The organism is Cellulomonas sp. P4_A2, assembly GCF_056402515.1.
Genome location: NZ_JBFUHG010000002.1, coordinates 50809 through 76267 on the forward strand (window position 1 = coordinate 50809; position 25459 = coordinate 76267).

19 protein-coding genes are annotated in these 25459 nt (G+C 73.1%); 5 read left to right on the forward strand and 14 right to left on the reverse strand.

The features are described 5' to 3' along the window. Window positions 1–108 precede the first annotated feature (108 nt). The 4 genes from AC1DUE_RS03050 to AC1DUE_RS03065 are packed head-to-tail and all read left to right on the forward strand — an operon-like array spanning window position 109 to window position 3324. The gene (locus AC1DUE_RS03050; protein WP_477037914.1) at window positions 109–1050 is read left to right on the forward strand and encodes a metal ABC transporter substrate-binding protein; all 942 of its coding nucleotides are present in this window, start codon (window positions 109–111) and stop codon (window positions 1048–1050) included. Then, on the forward strand, window positions 1047–1829 hold the full coding sequence (locus AC1DUE_RS03055) for a metal ABC transporter ATP-binding protein (protein ID WP_477037915.1): 783 nt from the start codon (window positions 1047–1049) through the stop codon (window positions 1827–1829). The genes AC1DUE_RS03050 and AC1DUE_RS03055 overlap by 4 nt, the downstream gene beginning before the upstream one ends. Then, the gene (locus tag AC1DUE_RS03060) at window positions 1826–2776 is read left to right on the forward strand and encodes a metal ABC transporter permease (RefSeq protein WP_477037916.1); all 951 of its coding nucleotides are present in this window, start codon (window positions 1826–1828) and stop codon (window positions 2774–2776) included. Before AC1DUE_RS03055 ends, AC1DUE_RS03060 begins: the two co-directional genes overlap by 4 nt. After that, window positions 2773–3324 (forward strand): DedA family protein, encoded by a 552-nt coding sequence (locus tag AC1DUE_RS03065; RefSeq protein WP_477037917.1) that lies wholly within the window; start codon window positions 2773–2775, stop codon window positions 3322–3324. Before AC1DUE_RS03060 ends, AC1DUE_RS03065 begins: the two co-directional genes overlap by 4 nt. Before the next feature lie 3 nt (window positions 3325–3327). Here AC1DUE_RS03065 and AC1DUE_RS03070 read toward each other — a convergent pair whose 3' ends face one another. After that, window positions 3328–3675, reverse strand: a complete 348-nt coding sequence (locus tag AC1DUE_RS03070) for a VOC family protein (RefSeq protein ID WP_477037918.1) — start codon at window positions 3673–3675, stop codon at window positions 3328–3330. 38 nt (window positions 3676–3713) lie between these two features. Next, window positions 3714–4508, reverse strand: a complete 795-nt coding sequence (locus AC1DUE_RS03075; RefSeq protein WP_477037919.1) for an isoprenyl transferase — start codon at window positions 4506–4508, stop codon at window positions 3714–3716. Between the two features lie 105 nt (window positions 4509–4613). On the opposite strand from AC1DUE_RS03075, the gene AC1DUE_RS03080 reads away from it, so the two are divergent. Next, on the forward strand, window positions 4614–5096 hold the full coding sequence (locus AC1DUE_RS03080; RefSeq protein ID WP_477037920.1) for an SRPBCC family protein: 483 nt from the start codon (window positions 4614–4616) through the stop codon (window positions 5094–5096). 27 nt (window positions 5097–5123) lie between these two features. Here the strand turns inward: AC1DUE_RS03080 and recO are convergent, their stop codons facing one another. From recO to AC1DUE_RS03140, 12 genes are all read right to left on the reverse strand, one after another. Next, a complete protein-coding gene (gene recO / locus AC1DUE_RS03085) occupies window positions 5124–5855 on the reverse strand; it encodes a DNA repair protein RecO (protein ID WP_477037921.1) in 732 nt (243 codons plus the stop codon). 75 nt (window positions 5856–5930) lie between these two features. Continuing rightward, the gene (locus AC1DUE_RS03090; protein ID WP_477037922.1) at window positions 5931–6383 is read right to left on the reverse strand and encodes an NUDIX hydrolase; all 453 of its coding nucleotides are present in this window, start codon (window positions 6381–6383) and stop codon (window positions 5931–5933) included. A 196-nt stretch (window positions 6384–6579) separates the two neighbouring features. Next, window positions 6580–8325 carry a 2-isopropylmalate synthase gene (gene leuA, locus AC1DUE_RS03095; protein WP_477037923.1) on the reverse strand — a complete coding sequence of 582 codons (1746 nt, stop codon included), beginning with the start codon at window positions 8323–8325 and terminating at the stop codon, window positions 6580–6582. Window positions 8326–8509: 184 nt separating this feature from the next. After that, window positions 8510–9994, reverse strand: a complete 1485-nt coding sequence (locus AC1DUE_RS03100; RefSeq protein ID WP_477037924.1) for an outer membrane protein assembly factor BamB family protein — start codon at window positions 9992–9994, stop codon at window positions 8510–8512. Window positions 9995–10014: 20 nt separating this feature from the next. Next, window positions 10015–11136 carry an RDD family protein gene (locus AC1DUE_RS03105; protein WP_477037925.1) on the reverse strand — a complete coding sequence of 374 codons (1122 nt, stop codon included), beginning with the start codon at window positions 11134–11136 and terminating at the stop codon, window positions 10015–10017. A 67-nt stretch (window positions 11137–11203) separates the two neighbouring features. Further along, window positions 11204–13510, reverse strand: coding sequence for a transglutaminase TgpA family protein (locus tag AC1DUE_RS03110; protein ID WP_477037926.1), 2307 nt, complete (start codon window positions 13508–13510; stop codon window positions 11204–11206). Then, window positions 13507–14655 (reverse strand): DUF58 domain-containing protein, encoded by a 1149-nt coding sequence (locus AC1DUE_RS03115; RefSeq protein ID WP_477037927.1) that lies wholly within the window; start codon window positions 14653–14655, stop codon window positions 13507–13509. Before AC1DUE_RS03115 ends, AC1DUE_RS03110 begins: the two co-directional genes overlap by 4 nt. Window positions 14656–14660: 5 nt before the next feature. Beyond that, on the reverse strand, window positions 14661–15617 hold the full coding sequence (locus tag AC1DUE_RS03120; RefSeq protein ID WP_477038096.1) for an AAA family ATPase: 957 nt from the start codon (window positions 15615–15617) through the stop codon (window positions 14661–14663). Window positions 15618–15670: 53 nt separating this feature from the next. After that, window positions 15671–21709: an Ig-like domain-containing protein gene (locus tag AC1DUE_RS03125; RefSeq protein WP_477037928.1), complete on the reverse strand. Its 6039-nt coding sequence runs from the start codon at window positions 21707–21709 to the stop codon at window positions 15671–15673. After that, the gene (locus AC1DUE_RS03130; protein WP_477037929.1) at window positions 21706–23316 is read right to left on the reverse strand and encodes a serine/threonine-protein kinase; all 1611 of its coding nucleotides are present in this window, start codon (window positions 23314–23316) and stop codon (window positions 21706–21708) included. The genes AC1DUE_RS03125 and AC1DUE_RS03130 overlap by 4 nt, the downstream gene beginning before the upstream one ends. Beyond that, window positions 23313–24503, reverse strand: a complete 1191-nt coding sequence (locus AC1DUE_RS03135; protein ID WP_477037930.1) for an FHA domain-containing protein — start codon at window positions 24501–24503, stop codon at window positions 23313–23315. The genes AC1DUE_RS03130 and AC1DUE_RS03135 overlap by 4 nt, the downstream gene beginning before the upstream one ends. Then, a complete protein-coding gene (locus AC1DUE_RS03140; protein ID WP_477037931.1) occupies window positions 24500–25375 on the reverse strand; it encodes a PP2C family protein-serine/threonine phosphatase in 876 nt (291 codons plus the stop codon). The genes AC1DUE_RS03135 and AC1DUE_RS03140 overlap by 4 nt, the downstream gene beginning before the upstream one ends. Window positions 25376–25459: the final 84 nt, after the last annotated feature.

Here is a 25459-nt window from a genome sequence, read left to right on the forward strand (position 1 = left end):
GGGCGGACGGACCGCGACGGCGTCGCGGATTGAGCAGCGCTCCAGGCTACCGGCCACGGGCACGCCTCGTTTTGACAATGGTTCTCGATTAAAGTGAGAATGATCCCCATGCTCTCCCGCGCGCCCTGGGTCGCGGCGCTGCTGGTGGTCGTTCCGACCCTGCTCGCCGGCTGCTCGGCCGACGCCACCGAGGGCGTGCGCGACGGGACCGTCGACGTCATGGCGTCGTTCTACCCCCTGCAGTTCGTCGCCGAGCAGGTCGGTGGCGACCGGGTCACGGTGCGCTCCCTGACGCCCCCCGGGGCCGAGCCGCACGACGTCGAGCTCTCCCCCGCGCAGGTCTCCCGGCTCGACCGTGCGGACCTCGTCGTCTACCTCTCCGGCTTCCAGTCCGCCGTCGACGACGCGGTCGCGCTCACGAGCCCGGGCCACGTGATCGACGCGGCGGCGGACACCACGCTGCTCACGCCCGAGGAGGAGCACACGCACGAGGTCGGTTCGGGCGACCCGTTGGCCGACGAGCACGAGCACGGCACCCTCGACCCGCACTTCTGGCTCGACCCGACGCGCATGCCCGCGCTCGTCGACGACGTCGCCGGCACCCTCGCCGAGATCGACCCCGCCGGCGCCTCGCTCTACGCGGCGAACGCGGCCTCGTTGAACGCCCGGTTCACGGAGCTCGACAAGGCGTACGACGCGGGCCTGGCGTCGTGCGCGACCCGCACGTTCGTCACCTCGCACGAGGCGTTCGGCTACCTCGCCGACCGGTACGACCTCGAGCAGGTCGGGATCTCCGGCATCGACCCCGAGGCCGAGCCGTCGCCCGCGCGGCTCGCCGCGGTCGAGCGGTTCGTGCGCGCCGAGGACGTCACGACGATCTTCTTCGAGAGCCTGGTCAGCCCGAAGGTCGCCCGGACCCTTGCCGACGACCTGGGCATCACGGCCGCGGTCCTGGACCCGATCGAGGGTCTTGCGGACCCCTCCGACGACTACTTCTCGATCGCCGAGCGGAACCTCGACGCCCTGCGTACAGCCATGGAGTGCTCATGAGCGGTCCTGCGACCCACCCTGTCATCGAGGCGACGGGCCTCGGCGTGACCATCGGCGGCCAGCCGATCCTGGCCGGCATCGACCTGGCCGTCGCCCCCGGCGAGGTGCTCGCGCTGCTCGGCGCCAACGGGTCCGGCAAGTCGACGTTGGTGCGCAGCCTGCTCGGGGTGATGCCCACGACGACCGGCTCGGTGCGCCTGTTCGGTGCCCCGTTGGGCCCGTCGGCCCCCTGGCACCGGATCGGCTACGTGCCCCAGCGCATGCCGGCAGCCTCGGGCGTCCCCGCGACCGCGCTCGAGGTGGTGACGTCCGGGCTCCTGCACGGACGCACGCTCCGCCGCCCACATGGGCACCGGCAGCGTGCGCTCGACGCACTGGCCGACGTCGGCCTGGGTGACCGTTCGCACCAGGCCGTCCAGGAGATGTCCGGCGGCCAGCAGCAGCGGGTCCTGATCGCCCGCGCGCTCGTGCGCCGGCCGGACCTGCTGGTGCTCGACGAGCCCACGTCCGGCATCGACATCCCGACGCAGGCGACGTTCGTCGAGACGGTGAGCCGCCTGCACGACGCGGGCACCACGGTCGTCGTGATCCTGCACGAGCTCGGGCCGTTCGCCCCGCTGATCGACCGGGCCGTGGTCCTGCGGCACGGGCGGGTCGCGCACGACGGTCCCCCGCCCCGCGCCCGCGGCGAGCACGCCGGCGAGTGGCACGACCACACGCACGCGCACTCCGACCCGGAGGAACCGCCGTCCCCGCTCAACGTGGAGGTGTTCCCGTGACCGCGTGGGACCAGGTGGTCGAGCTGCTCAGCTCGCCGCTCATGCAGCGCGCCCTCATCGCCGCGGTGCTCGTCGGCGCGGCCGCGCCCGTCGTCGGCACGTTCCTCGTCCAGCGGCGCATGGCGCTGATGGGCGACGGCATCGGGCACGTCGCCCTCACCGGTGTCGCGGTCGGCTGGCTCGTCGGCAGCTGGGCCGGTCTCGTCCCGCAGGACGCCCTCGCCGTGCCGGGTGCCGTGATCGCGGCGATCATCGGGTCGATCGTCATCGAGCTCGTCCGAGAACGCGGCCGCACCAGTGGCGACCTCGCGCTCGCCCTGATGTTCTACGGCGGGATCGCCGGCGGCGTGCTGCTCATCAAGGTGGCTGGCGGCACCAACGCCAACCTGATCAGCTACCTGTTCGGCTCGATCTCGACCGTGTCGACCACCGACCTGTGGTGGACGGTCGCCCTGGCGGCCCTCGTGCTCGGCGTCGGGCTCGGCCTGCGCACCGCCCTGTTCGCGGTCAGCCACGACGAGGAGTTCGCCCGGGCCAGCGGGCTGCCCGTGCGGTTCCTGTCGATGCTCGTCGCGACGATCGCCGCCCTGACCGTGACGATCGCGATGCGCGTGGTCGGCCTCCTGCTGGTCAGCGCGCTGATGATCGTGCCCGTCGCGATCGCGCAGCTGTACGCACGCTCCTTCGGGCGCACCATGACCGCGGCGAGCATCATCGGCGTCCTGGTCAGCGTCGTCGGCCTGGTGCTCACGTACTGGCAGGACATCCCGCCCGGCGCGACGATCGTCGTCCTGGCGATCCTCGTCTACGGCGTCGGGGCGTCCGTCCGTCCGCTGGTGAGGCGTCCGGTGCCACCGAGGGACCCCCATCCGGACATGGTCGACGACGTCCTGCTGGTCGACGACGCCGTCGTCGATCCGCCGCCCTCACGTACCATCGCGGAGTGAACGTCCGGGACGCGTACCACCTCGGCGGAGTGCCCGTCGGCATCGCGATCCTCGGGCTGTTCGTCATCGTGATGGCCCGCTCGCACGGCACCTACTGGGCCGGCCGCGGCGTCGTCCGCGGCGCCCAGGGCACGCACCAGCTCGAGGCCTCGCCCGGCTGGTGGCACGCCACGATGGACAGGCTCGAGGGCTGGACCAGCACGGACGCGGCGCAGAAGGGCCTCGGACTGGTGCGCCGCTGGGGCGCTCCCGCCGTGTCCCTGGCCTACCTGACCGTCGGTCTGCAGACCGCCATCTTCGCGTCGGCCGGCATCATCAAGATGCCCTACCTGCGGTTCACGCTCGCCTCGATCCCCGGCGCGCTGGTCTGGGCCGTCGTCTGGGCGACCGTCGGCTTCGGCGCGGTCTGGGGCGCGATCAACCTCTTCTCGGCGTCGCCGTGGGCGTTGCTCGCCGCCGTGATCGTCGTGGCGGCCGTGATCGGCGGGCTCGTGTGGTTCCGCCTGTCCCGGCGCGCGCGCACGCCGATCCCGGCCGACCAGACCTGACCTCTAGCCCCGGGAGACGCAGAACTGGTTGCCGTCCGGGTCTGCCAGGACGGTCCACGCGAGCGGACCCTGCTCGTGCTCGGCGACGACCGTGGCGCCCGCCTGCACGAGTCGGTCGACCGCCGCCCCGGCGTCGTCCGGGTGCAGGTCGAGGTGCACGCGGTTCTTGCCAGGCGTCGGGTCGTCGACCTTCTGGAACCCCAGCCGAGGACCTCCGTCGGGCGGGACGACGACGACGAACCAGCCCTCGTGGTCGTCGTGGAACGTTCCGCCGGTCTGCTCCGCCCACCAGCGGCCGAGCCCGGGCGCGTCCAGGGTGTCGAACGTGATCATCTCGAGGGACAACGTCATGGCCCGACGCTAGCGACGGGCGCCCACACCCTCGTCGGTCAGCCCGGTTCGGCGGCCTTGTCGACCGCGCCGCCGTAGCGCCGGTCGCGGCTCGCGTACGTCTCGACCGCGCGCCACAGGTGCCGGCGGTCCACGTCCGGCCACGGCTCGTCGAGGAACACGAGCTCGGCGTAGGCGGCCTGCCAGATCATGAAGTTCGAGGTCCGCTGCTCGCCGGAGGACCGCAGGAAGAGGTCGACGTCCGGCAGGTCGGGCTCGTCGAGGTACTTGGCGAAGAGCTTCTCGTTGACCTTGTCGGGCTTCACGCGCCCGGCGGCGACCTCCCGGGCGATCGCCTGCGCGGCGTCGGCGATCTCGGCCCGGCCGCCGTAGTTCACGCACATCGTCAGCGTGACGGTGGAGTTGTTCCTGGTGAGCTCCTCGGCCGTCTCCAGCTCGTTGATCACCGACCGCCACAGCTTCGGGCGGCGGCCTGCCCAGCGCACGCGCACGCCCCAGGAGTTCATGAGGTCGCGACGGCGGCGCAGGACGTCGCGGTTGAATCCCATGAGGAAGCGGACCTCGTCGGGAGAGCGTGACCAGTTCTCGGTGGAGAACGCGTACGCCGAGACGTACTCCACGCCGATCTCGATGGCCCCGGCGACGACGTCGAGCAGCGACGCCTCCCCCGCCTTGTGACCCTCGACGCGCGGCAGGCCGCGCGCGTTGGCCCAGCGGCCGTTGCCGTCCATGACCACGGCGACGTGCTTGGGCACGAACTCCTTGGGGATGGCCGGCGGGCGGGCGCCGGAGGGGTGCGGGTACGGCGGTTCGACGGAAGGCACGACGGACATTGTGCCGCCCCCCACGATCTGAAACCGAATGGTTGCACTATGTCGTGCCCCGGGGTTACCGTGATACGCAACCTTAAGTTGCCTATCGGAGAGGAACGACACACCATGAGCACGAGCCTCACCCTGTCCTTCAGCGTCGACCAGTCCCCCGCGGAGGCGTTCGCGGCCGTCACCAACCCGCGCGGCTGGTGGGCCGGACCGCCCGCACCCACCGAGCCGCAGTACGAAGGCAGCACGGACGCGCTCGGCGACGAGTTCAGCTACCGGGTCACGGACGTGCACTACTCGAAGTTCCGCATCACCGAGCTCGTGCCGAGCAGCCGTGTCGCCTGGCTCGTGCTCGACAGCGACCTCACGTTCATCGAGGACCGGCAGGAGTGGACGGGTACCACCGTCACGTTCGACATCTCCGAGAGCGACGGCCGCACCCAGGTGGTGTTCACGCACGTCGGCCTGGTCCCGGACCACGAGTGCTACGAGGTCTGCGACGACGCGTGGAGCTCCTACATCCTGGGGAACCTGCGCCGCTTCATCGAGACGGGCTCGAAGGATCCGGCGCCTTCCCGCTTCGCGACAGCGCTCGCCTGAGTCGGTGGCCGATGGTCGAGAGGGAGGTCAGACCCTCTCGACCATCGGCAGCGAGCGCAGCTGGCGCTCGAGATGGAACTGGCAGAAGGCCGCGACCAGGCCGTTGCCCTCGCCGCGGTGCCGCTCGGCGCTCGCGTCGGCGACGGACCAGTCGCCGGCCAGCAGGGCGGCCAGCAGCTCGAACGTCTGCGGGGCGGGTGCCGCGGCGCCCGGCGGTCGGCAGGCGCGGCAGACGGCGCCGCCCGAGGCGATCGCGAAGGCGGAGTGCGGACCGGGCTCGCCGCAGCGGGCGCAGTCGGTGAAGCTCGGCGCCCAGCCGGCGACGGCCAGCGCGCGCAGCAGGTAGGAGTCGAGGACCAGCCCCGGGGCGTGGTCGCGGCCAGCCAGCGCGCGGACCGCGCCGACGAGGAGCCAGTACTGCTGCACCGACGGCTCGCGCTCGGCCTCGACCAGACGGTCGGCCGTCTCGAGCATGACCGTGCCGGCCGTGTAGAGCGTGTAGTCCTCGCAGACCCGCCGGCCGTACGCGCCGAGCGTCTCGGCCTGCGTGACGATGTCGAGGTTGCGGCCCGTGCTCAGCTGCACGTCGACGTGCATGAACGGCTCCAGCCGCGAGCCGAACCGGGAGGTCGTCCGGCGCACACCCTTGCCGACCGCACGCACCTTGCCGTGCGACCGGGTCAGGAGGGTGACGATGCGGTCGGCCTCCCCCAGCTTGTGGGTGCGCAGCACGATCGCCTCGTCGCGGTAGAGGCTCACGTGCTCATTCTCTCCCTCGCCACCGACACGACGGCTCGGCGCGCGGGGCAGTCGGTCACGGATCGCGCCTAAACGTCAGAACCCGAAGGTCATGACCGCCTGGACGGAGCCGGCCGCGAGCGCGTCCAGCACCGCGCGCTCGTGCGGCACGACCGGGTCGGGCAGGGCGTCGAACGTGAACCAGCGCAGGTCCGCGGCCTTGTCGGCCTCCTGGAGGGCAGGCTCGCCCGTGAACCGGCGGCACTCGAAGAACCAGTCGACGCGCTCGTCGATCGGGGCGCCCGTCCCGTTCGTGCGATGCATGCCCGTCAGCCCGACGAGGTCGGCGGCAGCCACGCCGATCCCCAGCTCCTCGCGCGCCTCACGGATCGCGGCGTCGACCACCGACTCCCCGCGCTCGACGTGCCCGGCCGCCGCGCAGGCCCAGTAGCCGTCCATGTAGCCGGTCCCCCGCCGCAGCTGCAGGAGGACCTCGTCGTCGCGACGAAGTACCACGTAGGCGGCCGGGACGACCTGGAGCCTGTCCATGCGGCCACCCTAGGTGCCGCGCCGCCGGTGCCCGCCGAGGCGCCCGCCGGTGATGGTGGCGGGGTGCGTGGAGCGGGGACCGGCAGCGCGACGTCGGCGCTCCGTGCCGTCTCGGGGTCGCCGAGGCAGCACCGGGCGCGCCAGGGCGAGCCGCCGTCGGTGGTGTGGCGCCCTGGGCGTCAGGGGGTGCGTCGGGTCAGCGCTCGTGCCGGTTGACGGCCGAGATGATCGCCTTGAGCGAGGCGGTCGTGATGGAGGGGTCGATGCCGACGCCCCAGAGGATCTCGTCGCCGATCGCGCACTCCACGTACGCGGCCGCCGCGGCGTCCCCGCCCGACGAGAGCGCGTGCTCGGCGTAGTCGAGCACCGCCACGTCGACGCCCAGGTCCTTGAGGGCGGAGACGAACGCCGCCACGGGCCCGTTGCCGGACCCCTGCAGCGTGCGCTGGACGCCGCGGTCGACGAGATCGACCTCGAGGGTGTCCGGACCGTCCTCGACGCTCGTGCCGCGCGTGCCGCGCAGCGAGAACCGGCCCCACGGTGCGAACGGGCTGCCCGGCTCGACCGGCAGGTACTCGTCGTTGAAGATGTGCCACAGCTCGTCGGCCGTGACCTCGGTGCCGTGCTGGTCGGTGTGCTTCTGCACCACCTGCGAGAACTCGATCTGCAGCCGGCGCGGGAGGTCCAGGTCCTTCTCGGACTTCATCAGGTAGGAGATGCCGCCCTTACCGGACTGCGAGTTGACGCGGATGATCGCCTCGTACGAGCGGCCCACGTCCTTCGGGTCGATCGGCAGGTACGGGACGGCCCAGACCAGGTCGTCGACGGAGACACCCTGCGCCGCCGCCGAGACCTCCATGGCCGTCAGGCCCTTCTTGATGGCGTCCTGGTGCGACCCGGAGAAGGCCGTGAACACCAGGTCGCCGCCGTACGGGTGCCGCTCCGCGACGGGCAGCTGGTTGCAGCGCTCGACCGTGCGGCGGATGTGGTCGATGTCGGAGAAGTCGATCTCCGGGTCCACGCCCTGGCTGAAGAGGTTCATTCCGAGCGTGACCAGGTCGACGTTGCCGGTGCGCTCGCCGTTGCCGAACAGGCAGCCCTCGATGCGGTCGGCGCCGGCCAGGTAGCCCAGCTCGGCGGCCGCGACAGCCGTGCCGCGGTCGTTGTGCGGGTGAAGCGACAGGACGACGCTCTCGCGGTAGCGCAGGTTGCGGCTCATCCACTCGATCGAGTCGGCGTAGACGTTCGGGGTGGCCATCTCGACGGTCGCCGGCAGGTTGATGATCACCTTGCGGTCGGGCGTCGGCGCCAGCTCCTCGAGCACGGCGTTGCAGATCCGCAGCGCGTACTCCAGCTCGGTCCCCGTGTACGACTCGGGCGAGTACTCGTAGAACACGTCGGTGTCGGGGACCAGCTCCTCGTACTTCTTGCAGAAGCGGGCGCCCGAGACGGCGATGTCGACGATGCCGTCCTCGTCGGACCGGAACACGACCTCGCGCTGCAGCGTCGACGTCGAGTTGTACAGGTGCACGATCGCCTGCTTGGCGCCCGCGATCGCCTCGTACGTCCGCTCGATCAGGTGCTCTCGCGCCTGCGTCAGGACCTGGATCACCACGTCGTCGGGGATCAGGTCGTCCTCGATCAGCTTGCGGACGAAGTCGAAGTCCGTCTGCGAGGCGGACGGGAAGCCCACCTCGATCTCCTTGAAGCCCATCTGCACCAGCAGCTCGAACATCTCGAGCTTGCGGGCGGGGTTCATCGGCTCGATCAGGGCCTGGTTGCCGTCGCGCAGGTCCACGGCGCACCAGCGCGGGGCCTTGGTGATGCGGCGGTCCGGCCACTGACGGTCGGGCAGGTCGACGCGGATCTGCTCGTGGAAGGGACGGTACTTGTGCACCGGCATCGACGACGGCTTCTGCGCGCTCGTCTCCAGATAACTCATGGGGTCCTCGTCCTTCGGGGCGTTCGGCGGGGGGTCAGCCGGCACACGCGACACCGCGACGAGGATGCGGCCTAGAGGGCCTCGTCGCGGCAACGAAGAAGGAGGGTGATCCCGAGCACGATGTCACCGTACCCCGAACACCGGACCCCTCCGCAACCTGTGCCACAGGACGGGATCGCACGGGTCACCGCAGGGCCACCAGCGCGTCGTCGCCGACGGCGTAGAGCTGCGTGCCCAGCTGGACGACGCGGGTCGTCGACGGGGGCAGCGGGAGCTCCCACTCGATGGTCCCCTCCGCCAGGTCGACGGCGACGAGGACCGGCCGGTCGTCGAGGCCGCCCCGGACGACCCCGATCCGTCGGCCGTCCGAGACCGCAGGCCCGGACACCGCACCGAGGTCGCGCACCCAGACGACCGCGCCGTCGGCCGCGTCGAGCCCGGCGAGGGTGCCTCCGTTGCGCACGACGACGCGTCCGGCGGCGTCGACCGACACCCGGGTCGCCTGCGTCGGCGTCTGCCAGGCCTGCTGGTCGAAGCCCGGACGGTACGCCCGGACGCCGTCGACGCCCAGACCGTCCGAGGTGAACGTGAAGCCGGACGACCCGTCGGACACGTCGACCGAGAGCACAGACCCCTCGGCGGTGAGCCACGGGTCGCCCTCGCCGGTGGACAGCGAGGAACGGGCGACGATCGCCGAGCCCAGGATCCGGTACTGCTCGCGCACGAGGGTGCCGTCGGCGACGAGCCGGGTCTCGTCGACCCCGAGCGCCTCCGTCGAGCGGGCCTGCCGCTCCCCCGTGGCGGCGTCGAGCAGGAGGGTGCTGTCGTTGCCGTTGGCCATGACCAGCCCGCCCCCGACGACCAGCCGGATGCGGCCGTTGGTCGACGACCGGGCCGTGACGAAGCGCTCGGTCTCCCAGACCTTGCGACCGGTCAGCAGCTCGATCCGCCGGATCGTGAGCCGCCCGAACACGTACGACGCGACGACGAGGTCCGAGCCCGCCGCGGCCGTCGCCATCACCCAGCCGGCCACGGGGTGGTGCGCTCGGACGGTCCCGTCCGTCGGGTCGATCGCCCAGAGCGTCCCGACCCCGACGTCGCTGTCCGGCACCTGGGCGAGGTCGCGCCGGTCGGGCGTCGGCGTGGGGCCGGAGACGCAGGCGAGCAGGTCCCCGACGGACTTGCACGTGACCGAGTCCGGCACCGGGGCGGCGCCGAGGGGGATCGCCCAGCGGCCCGCGCCCGTGATCGCGTCGAGGCCGACGATCTGCCGGTCGCGGTCCTCCACGGAGCCGGTGGTCACCACGACGACGTCGCCGACGAGCAACGGCGCCGCCGATCCGTCGACCTGCGCCGTCCAGCGCACCTGCGGCGCCGCACGCAGCGAGTCCACCGCGCCGACGAAGGCCGCCGGTCCCAGCACCTCGGCACGCTCACGCGCGCTCAGCCAACCAGGCCCGACGAGGACGACCGTGGCGAGCAGGCCGACGACAGCCAGGACGACCGCGCCCGCGGTCCCGGGCCGCCGGGAGGCGAACGTGCGCGCGCCGGTGGCGGCCTCGTGCAGGCGTTCGGGCGCAGACCGGACGGGCGACGACGTGTCGTTCGCGTCCTCGTCCAGTCCCACGAGCTGCATCGCCGGCCGCTCCGCCAGGCGTCGCTCCGCCATGGACCGACTCTAGGCCGCTTCTAGGCCGTGGGGCCGGGTAGCTTCACGAGCCGCATCGAGCACTCCCCGAAGACCACGGTCGAGCCGACGCGCAGCCGGACCTGCTGGTCGACCCGGCACAGCACCTGGCCGCCGTCGGGCAGCGTCACGACCGTGCCGTTGGTCGAGCCGCGGTCCGCCACCCAGACGCCCCCAGGCTCGACGCCGATCTGCAGGTGGGTCTTGGACACCGACCGGGTCGGGTCGGGGAAGCGCACCAGCTGCACCGGCATGTCCGAGGCCGGGTTGCGGCCCACGAGCGCCGTCCGCTCGATGCTGACGCGGCGGCCGTCCGACAGCTCGAACTCCGCCGCCGGGCGCTCCGGCACCGGCGGCGGACCGGTGATCAGGTCGGCGCGCGGCGCGGCCGGACGGGTCAGCTCCAGCTCGGGCGTGAGCCCGTAGGCCAGCCCTGGACGCACCACGGGGATGGTCCGCGTGTCGAGGTCCGGGCTGCTGCGCCGCGGGGTGACCGGGGCGAGGACGAGCGACGGCTGGCTCCCGGTCGGGGGCCKCGGCGCCGAGGCCCAGTCGGGCACGGGCGCCGGGTTCCGCGGGGGCGCCGGCTCCGTCGCGACCGGCCGGCTGCGGCGCGGTGGCTGCTCGGCCGCGGCGAGGACCGAACGGCGGACGTCCAGCACCTCGTCGCCGGCGGCGCGGTCGTGCCAGCCGCGGTTGCGTCGCGTCCGGTCGAAGAACGGCGAGAGGAGCACCACGACGGCACCGACGAGCAGGACCACGGCACCGGCCGCCACGACCACGCTGCGCACGAAGATGCGTGCGACGCCCACGGGCTGGCGCGTCTCGACGTCCAGCGTGCGCACCCCGGTCGCCAGGCGGCCGAGGGTCCAGCCGTACCGGCCGTGCAGGAGCCACTGCGTCAGGACGAGCGCACCCGTGAGCGCCAGTCCGACCGTCATGAGCCCCAGCGCGTCCTCGGACGCGGGCGTCGATGGCTCGGCGCGCGCCCAGTCGACGACCCCGAGGGCGATGAGCCAGCCGCCGACGGCGAGCCAGACGACGGCGTCGAGGAGCACCGCGACGAACCGGAGTCCCATCGAGGCGGGGGGCGCGGCGTCTGCGCGTGCGTACCGGGCGTTCACCTGGGCTCCCTGGTGTGGGGTCGGTCGTGCGTGGGCATGGCGGGCAAGGGCAAGGGCATGGTCATGGCTACGAGACGACGGTCGGTCGTCGGGCCGCGCGACGACGCCGCTTCTCCTGCCGCAGCGAGGCCGTCGACAGCCGGGCCCGGACGCGTCGTCGCCAGCCCACGCTGTGCGCCATAGCGTCGACAGCCACCTGGACGTCGGCCCAGTACGCGGCCGCCTGCTCCGGGCTCGGCGTCGCCGTGCTGAACACCGCGCGATCGGCGGACCGGGCGAGCGCCCCGACGCGGGACGCGACCAGAGCGCCGTCCGGCACGTCCTCGAACGACGCCGCCAATGCCTTGGCGGACTCGTTGCGCGTGGCGAGGCCGCCGGTCGGGTGCCGCAGGTCGCGCGCGACGTCGAGCACCTCGTCCCAGCCGCCGGCCACGCGGTCCACGAGGTCCGCGCTGCGCCGCCGGCGACGGCGTCGGCGGGTCTTGAGCAGCACGATCACCACGAACGGTGCCGCGAGCAGGATCAGCGGGATGGTCGCGACGCCGGCGACCTGGGTCACCCGGAGCCACAGCGGCGAGCTGCTCGCGTCGGGGGCCGGGTCGTCCGTCTGCGGCTGCTCGGTGTCCTCGTCGGGAGGGTTGACCGCGGGCGGCGGCGGGGGCGGCGGCTGGACGACCTGCGGGTCGGGCTCGGTCTGCTTGTCCTTGTCGTTCTCCTGCGGCGTCTGCTCCGGCGGCGGCGTCGGGTCGAACGGGATCCAGCCGTAGCCCTGGAACGGGATCTCGACCCACGCCTGGATGTCCTTGCCGGTCACCGTGACCGGGCCGTCGACCGGTGCGCCCGTCGCGTCCGCGCCGGGCTTGAAGCCGAGCACCACGCGCGCCGGCAGACCCATCTCGCGCGCCATGAGCGCCAGCGCGGCGGCGTACTGCTCGCCGTCACCGACCATGACGTCGCCGCCGAGCAGCGACGTGATGCGGTCGGCACCGTGCCCGGACAGCGACGCGTAGTCGCCCGCGTCGACGATGCCGTGGCTGAAGTAGCCCTGCTCGTTGAGCCAGCTCGAGAGCGCCAGCGCGATCTGCGCGGGGCTGCCCGCGTCCCGCGCGACGTCGGCCGCGGTGATCGAGACGATGTCCGGCACGCCGGCCAGCGCGGGCTGCGCGACGTCGGAGGCGGGCGCGCGGCCGACCGTCTTGGGGTCCGTCGCCGGCGGCACGACGACCTCGACGTCGTACGACAGCCCCTCGTGGACACCGCCCGTCACGACCGCTGCTCCGGTCGCGTCGTTGTACCGCAGGCCGTTCGCCGCGGTCGGATCGGAGACGTCGAACGAGGTGGCCGACCCCACGGTGGGCAGCCAGACGCCGCCGAGGTTCTCGATGTCGAACGACACGCGCGCCTGCTCGCCGCGGGCGCTGGACTCGATCACGTCACCGACGCGTCGGAACTCCCCCGAGGCCTGCGCCGAGCCGTCGCCCGCGACGTTCCAGACGACGCCGTCGTACCGGTCCATCGTCGCGAGCCGGACGCGCGCGCCCTCGGGCAGCCCGGTGACGGTGAACAGGGGCGTGTCGGCCTCCTGCTTGACGAACTCCCGGAACGCGGACAGCGGGCTCGGGTAGTCGCGGGGGTCGAACGGCGGCACGATCTCGTCGCGCACCACGAACCGGTCCGACGACGCCACGACGGCGGGCGCGCCGAACATCCCCGCGGCGACCGCGACCAGGAGCAGCATCGTCGTCGCGACGACACGCTGGGGCCGGAAGGCACCCGCGCGCCATGCCGCCCACGGGAGCAGCACCACGGCGAGCACGGTCCCCGTGACGATCGGCGACACCGACGGGGTCCGCGTTCCGAGCAGGATCGCCCCGACGACGGCGACGACGGGCACGACTGCTGCGGACGCACCGGCCGCCGGACGCCGTGAGCGCAGCGCGAGCGCGACGGCGACCGCCGCGCCGACGAACGCCATCGTGTACATCGCGACGAGCAGGGTGCCGCTGGTACCGATCGGCGGCTGCAGCGTGAGCACCTGCTTCCACGTCGACGCCAGGCCGCGGGCCAGGGCGACGACGGTCTCCCCCGTCGGCACGAACCGGGAGATCGTCGTGCGCGGTGCGGCCAGCGGCCCACCGGCCAGGAAGAACACGAGCACGAGCACGGCCACGACGGTCAGCGCCGACCAGCGGCGCCAGGCGCCGACGGCGGCGACGGCAGCGCCGAGCAGGAGCCCGCCGACGAGCGCGGGGACTGCCGCCTGGTCGCCGTAGACCGACAGCAGGGGAAGCAGCGCGAGCCCGAGCGCACCGAGGAGCACCACGGCGTCGACCGCGCCGACGCCGAGCGCGCGCGGGCGGGCGGCTGTCGTCATGCCGTCACCCGCCGCAGCAGCCGCGGCAGGTCGTCGAGCGACCCGATCGTCGCCAGGCTGAGCGTGCCGTGGGTGCGCACCGTGATGTCGGCGCCCCGCTCGCAGCGCACGACGACGGTGCGGGTCCCGGCGGGCACGTGGCGCGAGCCGAGCCGCAGCTCGGCCGTCGAGGGCTCCGAGCCCGTGACCAGCATCGCGACGGATGCCTCGGGCGCCTCCTGCGCGACGCGCCGGCCCAGCAGCGCCATGCCGGCGCCGCTCGGGTGGAGCTCCAGCCCCGAGCAGTCGTCGAGCAGCAGCGGGGGCGTTTCCACCCGGAGCTTGCCCGGGCCCGCGATCATCGCGAGCTCACGCTCCTCGCGGATCGTCTGGACGCCCACGGACGCGATCACGGAGACGGCCAGCTCGAACTCGTCGTCGTCGGCGTAGTCCCGCGGGTCCGTCGCCAGCGCGATCGCCGTCTGCGTGCGCCGCGTGTCCTCGAACTGCTTGACCATGAGGCTGCCGCGCCGCGCGGTCGTCCGCCAGTGGATGTACCGACGGTCGTCCCCGGCCACGTAGTCGCGCAACGCGTGGAACGACAGGTCCGAGTCGGACAGGTCGCGGGTGGCCTGCCCCTCGAGGTCGCGCAGCAGCCCCGAGCTGGCGCCCGCCAGCGAGACGAGCAGCGGGTGGACGAAGAGCTCGACCGGCCGCGTCCAGCGCACGCTGCGCCGCGCGAGGCCGAACGGGTCGCCCCGCACCGAGCGCACGGGCCCGACGACGATGACGGCGCGCTTCGCGGTCGGGATCGCGAACAGGTCGTCGTGCTCCGCCCCGGCACCGAGGGCGGGCACCGAGAACTCGGCGGTGACCGACCCGACCGGGAGCTCGACGCGCGACGGCAGCGACCGGCGACGTGCGACGTTGCGCACCTCGAGCCGGCCGAGGGCGCGCTCCCCCACCTTGACGCGTCGGTCGGCCATGTCGAGCGTGATGGCGTACCGCGAGCGTCCGACGGTCATCAGCAGGGCGACGAGCAGCACCGCCATCAGCGCGGCACCGATCGAGGCGAGCTCCAGCCACCCGAGGCGTCGGCCCAGCAGCAGGCTGAGGAGGGCGACGACCGCCACTCCCCACCCGACCGGTGAGACCCGCAGACCCATGGTGCTCAGGCCGCCCGCAGGGCCGGCGGCGCGGTCGTCTCGAGGATGCGGGCCAGCACGTCGATCGCGGTGACCCCGGCGAACTCGGCCTCCGTGTCGAGGATGAGGCGGTGCGCGAGAACCGGCTGAGCCAGCTCCTTGATGTCGTCGGGGATGACGTACTCGCGGCCCGCGGCCGCCGCCCAGACCTTCGCCGTGCGCACGAGAGCGAGCCCGCCGCGCACGCTCGCACCGATCAGCGTCTGCGCGTCGTCGCGCGTGGCCTCGGTCAGGCGCGCGACGTAGTCGAGCACCACGTCGTCGATGTGCACGGTCTGCGCGAGGTCCGCCATCGTGCCCACGGCCTCCGTCGTGATGCGGGCCTGCAGGTTGGTCGTGCGGTCCTTGGCGCCGGCCAGGATCTCGATGGTCGAGGACCGGTCGGGGTAGCCGAGCGAGGTCTTGATGAGGAAGCGGTCCAGCTGCGCCTCGGGCAGGCGGTACGTGCCGGCCTGCTCGATGGGGTTCTGCGTCGCGATGACCATGAACGGGCGGCCGACCGGGTGCGTGACGCCGTCGACCGTGATGTTGCCCTCCTCCATGACCTCCAGCAGGGCGGCCTGCGTCTTGGGCGACGCGCGGTTGATCTCGTCGGCCAGCACCACGGACGCGAAGATCGGGCCCGGGTGGAACTCGAACCGGTGCGTGCCCTGGTCGTAGATCGTCACGCCCGTGACGTCCGACGGCAGCAGGTCCGGCGTGAACTGGATGCGGTGGTGGCTGCCCTGGACCGTGGCTGCCAGCGCCTTGGCCAGCGACGTCTTGCCCGTCCCCGGTGCGTCCTCGAGCAGCAGGTGGCCCTCGGCGATCATCGCGGTCAGCGCGAGGCGGACCGTGTGGTCCTTGCCGAGCAGCGCGAGGCCCACGTTGGACACGAGGGCGTCGAACGTCTCGGCGAACCAGGTGCTCTGCTCGGGGTCCATGTGTGCGTTCTCCAGGTGATCGGTCGTCGGGTCGTTCTCGGTTGCGGCCTTGCTCATGGTGTCGGCACCGCCGGCTCCGGAAGTGAGACCCAGGCGCTCGGTGTTCCCCAGCCGACGGCGTTGCGTGCGAGCACCCGGACCGAGAGGTTGCTCCCGGGCGCCACCGACAACGTCGTCGAGAACACGTCGCCGTCCACGTGCCCGGCCTCGTTGTCGGGGTCGCTGCTGAGCTGCCACGCGTACCGGTCGATGGGTCGGCCGTTGTCGTTGGGCGCCTGCCACGTGACCGTGACCGTACCGTCGGGGTTCAGGACGGCGGTCGGAAGCGCCGGCGCGTCGGGAGTGGCGGGCGCACCCGGTGCCGCCGAGCTCGTCACCTCGGGGCTGCACCCCGCGACGTTGCACACCCGGTAGGAGACCGTCACCGGGTCGGTCGCGCCGTAGACGGTCGGCGCCGGGCTCGACCGCCACGGGCCGCCGTCGATGCGGTACTGCCGGACCGTGATCGGCGACCCGCCGGCGTCCCCGTCGGCGTAGGCGATGGTGACCTGGTCGAGCGCCCCGGTGCTCACCGAGACGGCCGGGGCGGCCGGCAGCGTGACCACCTGGACCTGCGGCAGCGCCAACCAGTCGCCGGCAAGGCCCCGGGAGTTCCACGCGCGGACGCGCGCCGTCGGGCTCGGTCCGCCGACGAGGTTCGACACCGTGATCGACTGCGCGACCCCGACCCGGGACGAGATCCCGTTGAGCTCGACCTCGTACTCGGCGATCGTGACGCCCACACCGCCGGCGTCGGCCGGCGGCCTCCAGGAGAGGGTGACCGAGCCGGTGCCCCAGGGAACGCCCGTCGGTCCGGGGTCGATCGACGGGGTCGTCGGAGCCGTCGGCTGGCTCCAGGTCTCCCCGGTGTCCGAGCCCCACGGCGACGCGCCCGCCTTGTTGGTCGCCCGGACGGCGACCTGGTACGTGTGCCCGCGCTCGGCGGGCGAGATCACGTACGTGAGCGTGGCCGCGTCGAGCGCGACCGGCGAGCCGTTGTCGACCGAGATCTCATAGCCCCGGACGGCGTCGCCGTGCGCGTCGGGAACGGCCCACGACACGTTGATCTGCGGACCGGTGGCCCCCGCGCTGCTGCGCGTGGCCGTCACGACCGGGGCGTCGGGCGCGGCTGCGGGGATCATGGGCAGCGACGAGTCCGACCAGGGACCGGGGTCGGGCGCCTTGTTGTGGGCCCGGACGCGGACCGTGTACGCGGTGCCGTTCTTGAGGCCGGTGAACGTGTAGCTCGTCGTCGCGGAGGTGACCGTCGCCGAGCCGGACGGGGGCGTCGGCGAGATCTCGAGCGTGTAGCTGGAGATGGGCGAGCCGGTCGAGGCCGGAGCCGACCACGTCGCGCGTACGGAGGCGGCGCCGAACTCGAGCGTCGGAGCGGTGGGCTGGCCGGGCACCGCGTCCGGACGGGCCGGTGCGGAGCTCGGGCTCGGGTCGGACCAGTCGACGACGTTCTGGGCGGCGACCGTGAACGTGTACTCGGTGTCGTTGGTGAGGTTGTCGATCGTGCAGGTCGTGCTCACGCAGCTCCGGACGATGTTTCCGGGGTTCGCGACGACGCGGTAGCCGAGGATCGGCGCACCGCGGTTGTCGGGCGCGTCCCACGACAGGACGACGGTCTTGTCCCGGATCTCACCGATGCGCGGGGCCGTCGGCGTCGCGGGCTTCCCCCGTACGACGGTGACGATCCGACCCTCGACCTCGCGGTCGGGGTCCCCGGTGACGTCCCGGACGCGGAACCGCGTGACCATCTCCCCGATGAACCCCGCCGCGGGGCGGACGCTCACGGTGCTGGACGTCGCGCTGGCGGTGCCGGCGCCCGGCGTCTCGACGGTGGCCCCGACGACCGTCAGCGGCGAGCCCGGGAACGGGTTGTAGGCGTTCTCCAGCACCTGCACGGTGCTCTCCCTGCCCTCGACGCCGTCGAGCTTCACGTCGAGCACCTGGGCGGTGCGGCGCGTGCTCGCGATCACCCGCAGGTCGATCGTCTGGTCGAGCGAGCCGCTGCGGCCGTAGCCGATCTTCAGGGAGAGCTTGTCGGTGCGTCCCTTGGGCGTCGACTGGTCGGCCGCGACCCGCAGGAACGTGCCGTCCATGGTGGCGGTGAACCCGGCCGGCGGCGCGGAGGTCAGCTGGTAGGAGTACCGCGTCTGCGACTGGTCCTCCGTGTCACCCTCCGGGCCCGTGGTGAAGGACCGCAGGTCGACGGCCAGCGGCGCCTCGCCGGGGGCCACGTCGATCGTCGACGGCGTGAACGTCGGCGGATGGTCGTCGACCGCGTAGACGGTGATCTGCAGCGTGATGATCGACGTGCGCGCCGACGCGTCGGTGGGCCCGGACGCGTCCGTGACCGGGACCGTGATCGAGGCGGGTCCCGCGTAGCCGGGCGCCGAGGTGAACTGGAGGGTCTTCTTGTCCTTCAGCAGGTCGGTGCGGTCCGACTTCGTGGCGCTGAGGCCCGCCGGGTCCGCGACGGTCGGCGTGCGACCGGGCGCGACCTGCACCTGCTCGTCGAGCGGGATCAGCAGCTGGGCGCCGGAGGCGACGCGGAGCGTGGGCGCCTTGGGTCGCGGGGTCGGCGGGAAGAACCCGAGCGCGGGGACCGTGATGAAGGCGTACGAGGCCGCCGCCGGAGACAGGCTGTTGGTGAGCAGGAACGGCACGGTCTGGGCGTGGTCGACGAGCGTGACGACGACCTTGCCGTCCACGACGGAGGCCACGTCCGCGAGCGAGCCCGGCACGGAGACCACGAGGTCGCTGAGCGGGCCGCTGGGGTTCTGGGCGACCGCGAGCACGTCGACCGTCACCTCGGTGCGGCCGAGCGTGTCCAGGGCGCTGACGACCACGTCGCGGGCGATCGGCGGCAGCACCCGGGCGTCGGGCGAGACCGTCACCGTGAGCACCGCGGAGTCGCGGCCACCACGGTCGTTCTCCACGACGTACCCGATCTGCAGGACCGTCGGCGTGGCCGGGGCCTGCACGATGATGCGTCGCCCGTCCACCTGGGCCTCGGTGTCCGGGGCCATGTCGAGCTCCGGGTCCAGGGTCAGCTCTCCGCCGCCGGAGTCGACGTCGTTGGCCACCACGCGCACCTCGACGCGCTGCCCGGGCTTGACGGTGACCAGGTCGTCGCGGGCCGTGACGGTCGCCGAGCCGGTCGGGCGCGGGGCGATGCCGACACGGATCTTGGCGACCGCGCGCTGCCCCGTCCAGTCCTCGACGGCGTACGTGAACTCGTCGGTGTCGAGCTCGCCGGGCAGCGCCTGGTACTCGAGCCAGTCGGGTCCGACGGACGTCACACGACCGTGGGTCGCGCCGGAGGCGACGCCGAGCAGGGTCACGCCGTCGCCGTCCGGGTCGATCCCGATCAGCGGGATCTCGATCCGCACCTTGTCGCCCTCGAAGACGCGGGCCGTGAGGTCGCGCGGGCGCGGCGGGGCCTTAGTGCTCGCGTCCGACTCGTGCACCCGGACCGTCAGCGTCGCGGCGGTGCGGTTGCCCGTGGCGTCCTGGACCTCGAACGTCGCGTGCGCGGTGAGTGCGGTCGCGGGGGCCTGGTAACGGAGCACGTCGCCCGAGACGAAGAGCAGACCCTGACCGGGTTCGAGCTCCTCGGACAGCTGCGGGACCAGTGTCGGCCGGTCACCGTCCGGGTCGTAGGCGCCCTCGAGCACCGGGATCGTGACGACGCCGCCGGTGCGCACGTCGACCTCGACGTTGGGCACCACGGGGGGTTGCGACGACGCCGACGCGGGCACGGGTTGGACGACGATCTCCCCGATCGCCGACGACTGGCCGTTGGACACCGAGTACCGCAGGACGACCGACGCGGTGAGCGTGCGGTCGCCGCGGATCTGCACGAGGCGGTGGTCGAGGACGGCGACGCGCAGGCCCGACCCCTCCGGGGCGTCGACCGACTGCAGGACGAGCACCTTGCCGGCGGGGTCGGAGTCGTTCTCCAGCGGGTCGATCGTGACCTCGCCGCCCGCGGGCAGGGAGGCGCGATCCCGCACCGCGACCGGCGGGGCGGCCGTCTCGGGCCACTCCTTCACGTCGATGCGGGCGAGCCCGGTGGCCTGCTGCGGCGAGGCAGCGACGAGGAACGAGACGTAGTAGCTGCCCGCGCGCGCGGCGCTGAAGGTGAAGGTGCCGCCCTGCAGGTCGCTCGTCACCGTCGCACCGACCACGTCGTCGACCCCGGCCAGGCGCGGCGGCTCGCTCGACGAGCTGCGCACGGAGTCGAGCGGGTGCAGCGTCACGGGCATGTCCACGTAGGTGACCGCGAACACCGGGTCGATCTGCGGTGCCAGCGAGCCGCCCGGGCGCACGTCGACGTCGAGGACGCCCTCGGTCGTGCTGGTGCCGTCCGAGACCTGAAGCGTCACGCGGGTGCGGCCGAGCGTCGGCCCGTCGGCCTTGAACGTCAGCGTCCCGTCCTGACGGAAGCGCACCGACCCGGCCGCCGCGTCGGCCGACGCCCCGACGAGCAGCAGGTCGTCGCCGTCGGGGTCGACGAAGTCGGCGAGCACCTGGTGGTCGGCCTGGCCACCCTGCTCGACCGTCACGGAGCCGGTCCGCAGCTGGCGTGGCGGCTCGTCGGACCCCGCGGCGTGGACCGTGAGCACCACGTGCGCCGTCGACGGGGCCGTGGTGCCGTGCCCGTCCGTGATCGTGTACGTGAAGTCGATCGAGCCGACCGCCTCCGGGGCGACCTGCACCTGCAGGGCCCGGCCGCCGTAGATCGACTCGACCGTCCCGAACTCGGGTGGCACGGGGTCGAACTGGGAGATCGCGAGGATGCCGCAGTCCGACGACGAGTCGTTGTCGACGACCGGCAGGATCGTGGTGCGGCCCGGGCGGACGCCGAACTCGTCGTCGGCGGCCGTCGGAGGCGCCGACTCGTTCGAGCACTCGGTGACCAGGTCCTGCGTCGTGTCGGAGCTCTGCGACTCGTCCTTGGTCTCCTCGGGGTTCTCCTGCGGGACGACGTCGTTCCAGTTCGGCACGCGCAGGTCGGTGTCCTGCAGCGGCATCCAGAGCCGGCCGCGGAGCGTGTCGTTCAGCACGACGACCTGGCGGTTCACCCGGAACTTCAGCGCGTCCGCGCTCGACATGTCCTCGAGGTCGCTGACGTGCGCGACCGAGTTGTCGCAGAGCTGGAGGTACGACCCGGTCCCGGTGGCCCAGGCGCCGTGCGCGCACGTGCCGACGCGCACGGGCTCGGCCGGCTTCCCCGACCCCCCGGTCGCGTGCTCCACCAGGTCGCCACCGCCGAGCGGGACCTCGATCAGCTCGGTCGTGCTCGAGACCAGCACCACGGACGACGCCGGACCGGGCTGCTGCAGGCGCAGACCGTCGCCCGGCACCTCGACCGTGCCGTGCGGCGTGCGCAGCGTGCTGCCCGACAGCGTGACGGCCTGGTCGCCGACCGCGGTGATCTGCTCGATCTCGCTGGCGCCAAGGCTCCCCTCGGTGGACTTCTGCAGCGACCCGTCGGAGAGGTCGAGGCGCGTCACGGCCCCGTCCTTCGCGTCGACGCCGAGCACGGCGCCGTCCTGGGCGACGACGACGCTGCCGCCCTCGCCGAGCTCCAGGTCGGGCGTGTCCGTGCCGATCCGCAGGCCGTCGAGGTCGCCGATCGCCCGCACCCACGCGTTGCCGTCGTCGTCGGTGATCGCGACCGTCCCGCCGGCCATCCGCACTTCGGTCCCGGGCGTCGCCACCTGCGTCGTGACCGTCACCGATGCCGGGTCGACGACCGAGACCTGGCCGGGCTCGACGAGCAGGATGTCGCCCTCGTCCTGCAGGACGTCGAAGCTCGTCCCCTCGGCGACCAGGCCGCCGTTGAGCTCCTCGACCTTGGCGTTGTACCGGCCGAGCTGGCTCTGGCTCGTCGCGGTCAACCAGACGGCGCCGTCGTTGAGGTCGAGCCGGGCGAGCGGGAAGCCCTGGTTGACGAAGGCGAGCACCGCGATCAGCACCGGGACGGTGACCACGGCGGCGGTGGTCGTCACCTTCGTGCGCGCCCGGGCGAACCTCACGGCGCACACCCCTGCGCGGGGGTGGCCGACGAGCGCCGGTCCTCGCGCACGATCGACACCTCGATGCAGACCTCACCGGTCCCGCCGTCGGAGGGCACCGTCGTGGTCGGCACGTCGATCAGCGCGAGCTCGGGCTCGCCGGTGGCCTCCAGGACGCCCCACAGGTACCGGTCGCCGTCCTGCGGCTCCGGGTTCTCCCAGGTGAACACCACCGAGCCGTCCGGCTGCCGGGTGCCCTGCAGCGAGTGGGGCGCCGGGACGACGTCGTCGATGGAGGTCGGTGCCGGGTCCGGGACGAACTCCGGGCCTGCGCTCGGCGGCCCGGACGGGGTGTCGTCGGCGCGCAGCGCCACGGCGCCCAGCGTCGCCACGGCCGCCAGCACGACGAGCCCCGACACGATGCCGACGATCGTCCGGGTCCGCCGACGACCGGGAACGTCGACCTCGTCGGCCGCCTCGGGCTCCTCGGGCGCGACGAACCGCGGCAGCTCCGGGCGCGGGTCGGAGGCGGTCGTCGCCGTCGGGGCCGAGGAGACGGTCGTGATCGAGCGGACGCGGGTCGCCTCGTCGGCACCCGGGACGAAACCGGTGGACGACTGCTGCGCCGGAACCTGCAGCGCCTCGTGGGGAGCCACGCTGACGATCGAGCGCAGACGCGTCGCATCGTCGTCGACCGGCGGCGCACCCGTGCCGCGGTCGCCCGGGCCCGGCTGATCGCGCGGGGCGGCGAGCGCCTCCTCGGTCAGGTCCAGAGGCGTCACGGGCAGGCGCAGGTCGACCTCCACCTGCTGCAGCGCCCGGGCGACCGCGGCCGCGGAGTCGTAGCGGCGCGCCGGCACCTTGGCCATGGCCCTCTCGAGCACCTGCTGGAGCGCGGGCGGGACGTCGTCGCGCCCGGTCAGCGGCAGCGGGGAGCGCTCGATGCGCGCGACCAGCTGCTGGGCGCTGTTCTGGCCGCCGGCGATCTCGAACGGGGTGCGGCCCGCGAGCAGCGAGTAGATCGTCGCGGCCAGCGAGTACACGTCGGAGCGCTCGTCACCCGTCGGGTGCTCACCGAGCAGCTCGGGCGGCGACCACGGGATCGACATGCCCACGGTCGCGCCGCCGCCCTGACCCGTCGTTGCGGCGATGCCGAAGTCGGTCAGCGCGGGCCAGCCGAAGTCCGTGGTGAGCACGTTGGCGGGCTTGATGTCGCGGTGCAGGATCCCGGCGCGGTGCGCGGTCTCGACCGCCGACGCGAGGCGGATGCCGATGCGCAGCGCCTCGGGGACCGAGATCCGCTCCTGCCGGTAGCGGTCGGCCAGCCCGGGGCGCGAGCAGTACTCCATGACGAGGAACGGGCGGCCGTCGGCGGCGATGGCCGCGTGGTAGATCGTCACGATCGACGGGTGGTGCGACAGCTGGGCCATGAGGTTGGCCTCGGTCTGGAACCGCGCCCGGACGTCGTCGTCGAGGCTCCCTGCGAGCAGCACCTTCACCGCGACCTCGCGGCGCGGGAGCTGCTGCTCATAGAGGAAGACGTCCGCGAAGCCACCCAGACCGAGCACACGGACGGGCTCGTACCCCGGGAGCTGCGGCGGGGTGGAGGCTTCGCGGCGTGCGGTCACGAACCCCGCTCCAGGGAGAACGTCACGCCGTCGCCGAGGTCGACGAGCTCGTCCAGACCGACCACGCTCGGCTCGCCCGGGTGCAGGCGACGGGCGCCCTCGCCCGGCCGCGCCACGTGCACGCCGTTGGTCGAGTCGAGGTCGGTCACCAGGACGTGGTCCCCCTCGACGCGCACCTCGGCGTGCGTGCGAGAGATGTCCTGCTGGGGGCTGGGCACCGTGATCAGACGGGGCAGCTCGCGGTTGGAGACGCGCGCGACCTGCGGCGCGCGACCGAGCAGCACCGCGCGGTCCAGCGGCACGACCAGACCGGTCGAGAGCACGAGCCTGGCCGGGATCGGAGCGCCCTCGGGCGCACGGAACGGGGCCGGCATGTCGTCGGACGCCCAGGACGGCAGCTGGTCGCGGATGTCCGCCAGGTCGGTGGACAGGATCGTCAGGCCGTCGTGGTCGTCCAGCGACGCCCCCGTCAGCGGGACGGTCGGGCCGCCGCCGGTGCCGTGCTTCTCGTCGAACGCGGAGTCGGACAGGAACGCCTCGGCGGCCGCGACGACCCCGGACGAGTCGCCGTGCTCGTCGCGGACCGGGACGAGGGCGACGGGGTCTGTGTCTGTGGTTGGGGCGGCCTCGTCGCCGGGCGACGACGGCACGTCGGGAACGTCGAGGACGGCGTCCGGCTGCTCGTCGGCCGCGACCGGCTCCACGACCTGGGCGGGCACGATCGCGACGTCCTCGACGCCGCCCGCGCCCTCGTCCGAGACGGACAGCTCGATCCGGACCCGCGACGCGCGCACGACGCCGTCGGCGACCGGAAGGGTCGGCGCGTCGACGGGCGCGTGGTCCACCTGGACGGCGACCGAGCCGACACCGTCGAGGACCCGCTCCGTCCACGTGCTGACCTCGCCGGAGCGCAGCGTCTCGAGGCGACCGTCCAGGTCGACGACGACCTCCACGTCACCGCGCAGGGCGGCGTGCACGCGGCGCTTGTCCACCGACACGAGCGCGAACGGGGGCAGGCCGGCGAAACCGTCGCGGGCGAGCAGGGCCAGCGCCGCGAACACGCCGTCGCCGGTCTCCTGCCACAGGTCGCGGACGGTGGACTCGGCCGCCGTCGGACCCAGGAGCGCCACGAACCCCGGCCGCACGATGGCGGTCCACTCGCCTGCGGAGTACTCGGGAACGCTCATGACGGGTCCTCCTCGTAGGGCTTGCTCGTGTCGCTCGGCGACTCGCCCGGCGCGTAGAACCGCGGGACGGTGGCGCCGTTGAGCATCTCGTCCCACAGGTGCGGACCGCGGTCGGCGTCGACCCGCGGGACGGTGATGTGCACGTCCTCGTGCGCACCCGCCGAGGTGGCCACGTCCACCACGACGGCGCTGACGTTGTCGCGGGCGCCGTGCTCGAGCGCCAGCCGGACCAGGAGGGCGGCCGCGTCCTGCGGGTCGCTGGTGCCGACCAGGACCTCCTGCAGCGCCGCCTCACCGAGCTCGCGCGTCAGCCCGTCCGTGCAGATCAGGAGCCGGTCCTGCAGGCCCGCAGGCAGCAGCCAGTAGTCGGGCTCCGGTGCGTCGCCCGTGCCCAGCGCGCGCGTCAGCACGTGCCGCTCGGGGTGCGTCTCCGCCTCGGCGACGTCGATCTCGCCGAGGTCGATGAGCTCCTGGACCACCGAGTGGTCCACGCTGACCTGCTCGAGGGACTCGCCGTCCCAGCGGTACACGCGGGAGTCGCCGACGTTGAAGACGAGCCAGTAGGAGCCGCCGTCGTGCTCGGTCACGGCGACGCCCGCGACGGTCGTGCCGCCCTGACGCCCGCCCGTGAACTCGGTGCGGATGCGCGCCGCGGTCCGCTCGAAGCAGGCGTGCACGTCGTCCGCGCTGGCCGCCGCCTGGCCGGCGAGCTGCGCGAACTCCTCGACGGCGATCCGGCTGGCCAGGTCGCCGGCGTCGTGACCGCCCATGCCGTCCGCAACGAGGAACACCGGCGGGTAGGCCAGGAGCGCGTCCTCGTTGACGTCGCGAACGCGTCCGCGGTCGGTGGCCGAACCCCACGACGTTCGCACTGCGGTCCCCCCAGCTGTTCGCGCGACGAGGTGACACCCGATCGGGTGCCTCCAGTCATCATCGGCGCACATCGTCCCCTACCT

Excerpts from the sequence above, each read along its gene's own strand:
- AC1DUE_RS03115 (WP_477037927.1), bottom strand. The coding sequence starts at position 14,655 with ATGGGTCTGCGGGTCTCACCGGTCGGGTGGGGAGTGGCGGTCGTCGCC.
- AC1DUE_RS03100 (WP_477037924.1), bottom strand. The coding sequence starts at position 9,994 with ATGGCGGAGCGACGCCTGGCGGAGCGGCCGGCGATGCAGCTCGTGGGA.
- AC1DUE_RS03135 (WP_477037930.1), bottom strand. The coding sequence starts at position 24,503 with ATGAGCGTTCCCGAGTACTCCGCAGGCGAGTGGACCGCCATCGTGCGG.
- AC1DUE_RS03120 (WP_477038096.1), bottom strand. The coding sequence starts at position 15,617 with ATGGACCCCGAGCAGAGCACCTGGTTCGCCGAGACGTTCGACGCCCTC.
- AC1DUE_RS03080 (WP_477037920.1), top strand. The coding sequence starts at position 4,614 with ATGAGCACGAGCCTCACCCTGTCCTTCAGCGTCGACCAGTCCCCCGCG.
- AC1DUE_RS03075 (WP_477037919.1), bottom strand. The coding sequence starts at position 4,508 with ATGTCCGTCGTGCCTTCCGTCGAACCGCCGTACCCGCACCCCTCCGGC.
- AC1DUE_RS03110 (WP_477037926.1), bottom strand. The coding sequence starts at position 13,510 with ATGACGACAGCCGCCCGCCCGCGCGCGCTCGGCGTCGGCGCGGTCGAC.
- leuA (WP_477037923.1), bottom strand. The coding sequence starts at position 8,325 with ATGAGTTATCTGGAGACGAGCGCGCAGAAGCCGTCGTCGATGCCGGTG.
- AC1DUE_RS03070 (WP_477037918.1), bottom strand. The coding sequence starts at position 3,675 with ATGACGTTGTCCCTCGAGATGATCACGTTCGACACCCTGGACGCGCCC.
- AC1DUE_RS03055 (WP_477037915.1), top strand. The coding sequence starts at position 1,047 with ATGAGCGGTCCTGCGACCCACCCTGTCATCGAGGCGACGGGCCTCGGC.
- AC1DUE_RS03090 (WP_477037922.1), bottom strand. The coding sequence starts at position 6,383 with ATGGACAGGCTCCAGGTCGTCCCGGCCGCCTACGTGGTACTTCGTCGC.
- AC1DUE_RS03050 (WP_477037914.1), top strand. The coding sequence starts at position 109 with ATGCTCTCCCGCGCGCCCTGGGTCGCGGCGCTGCTGGTGGTCGTTCCG.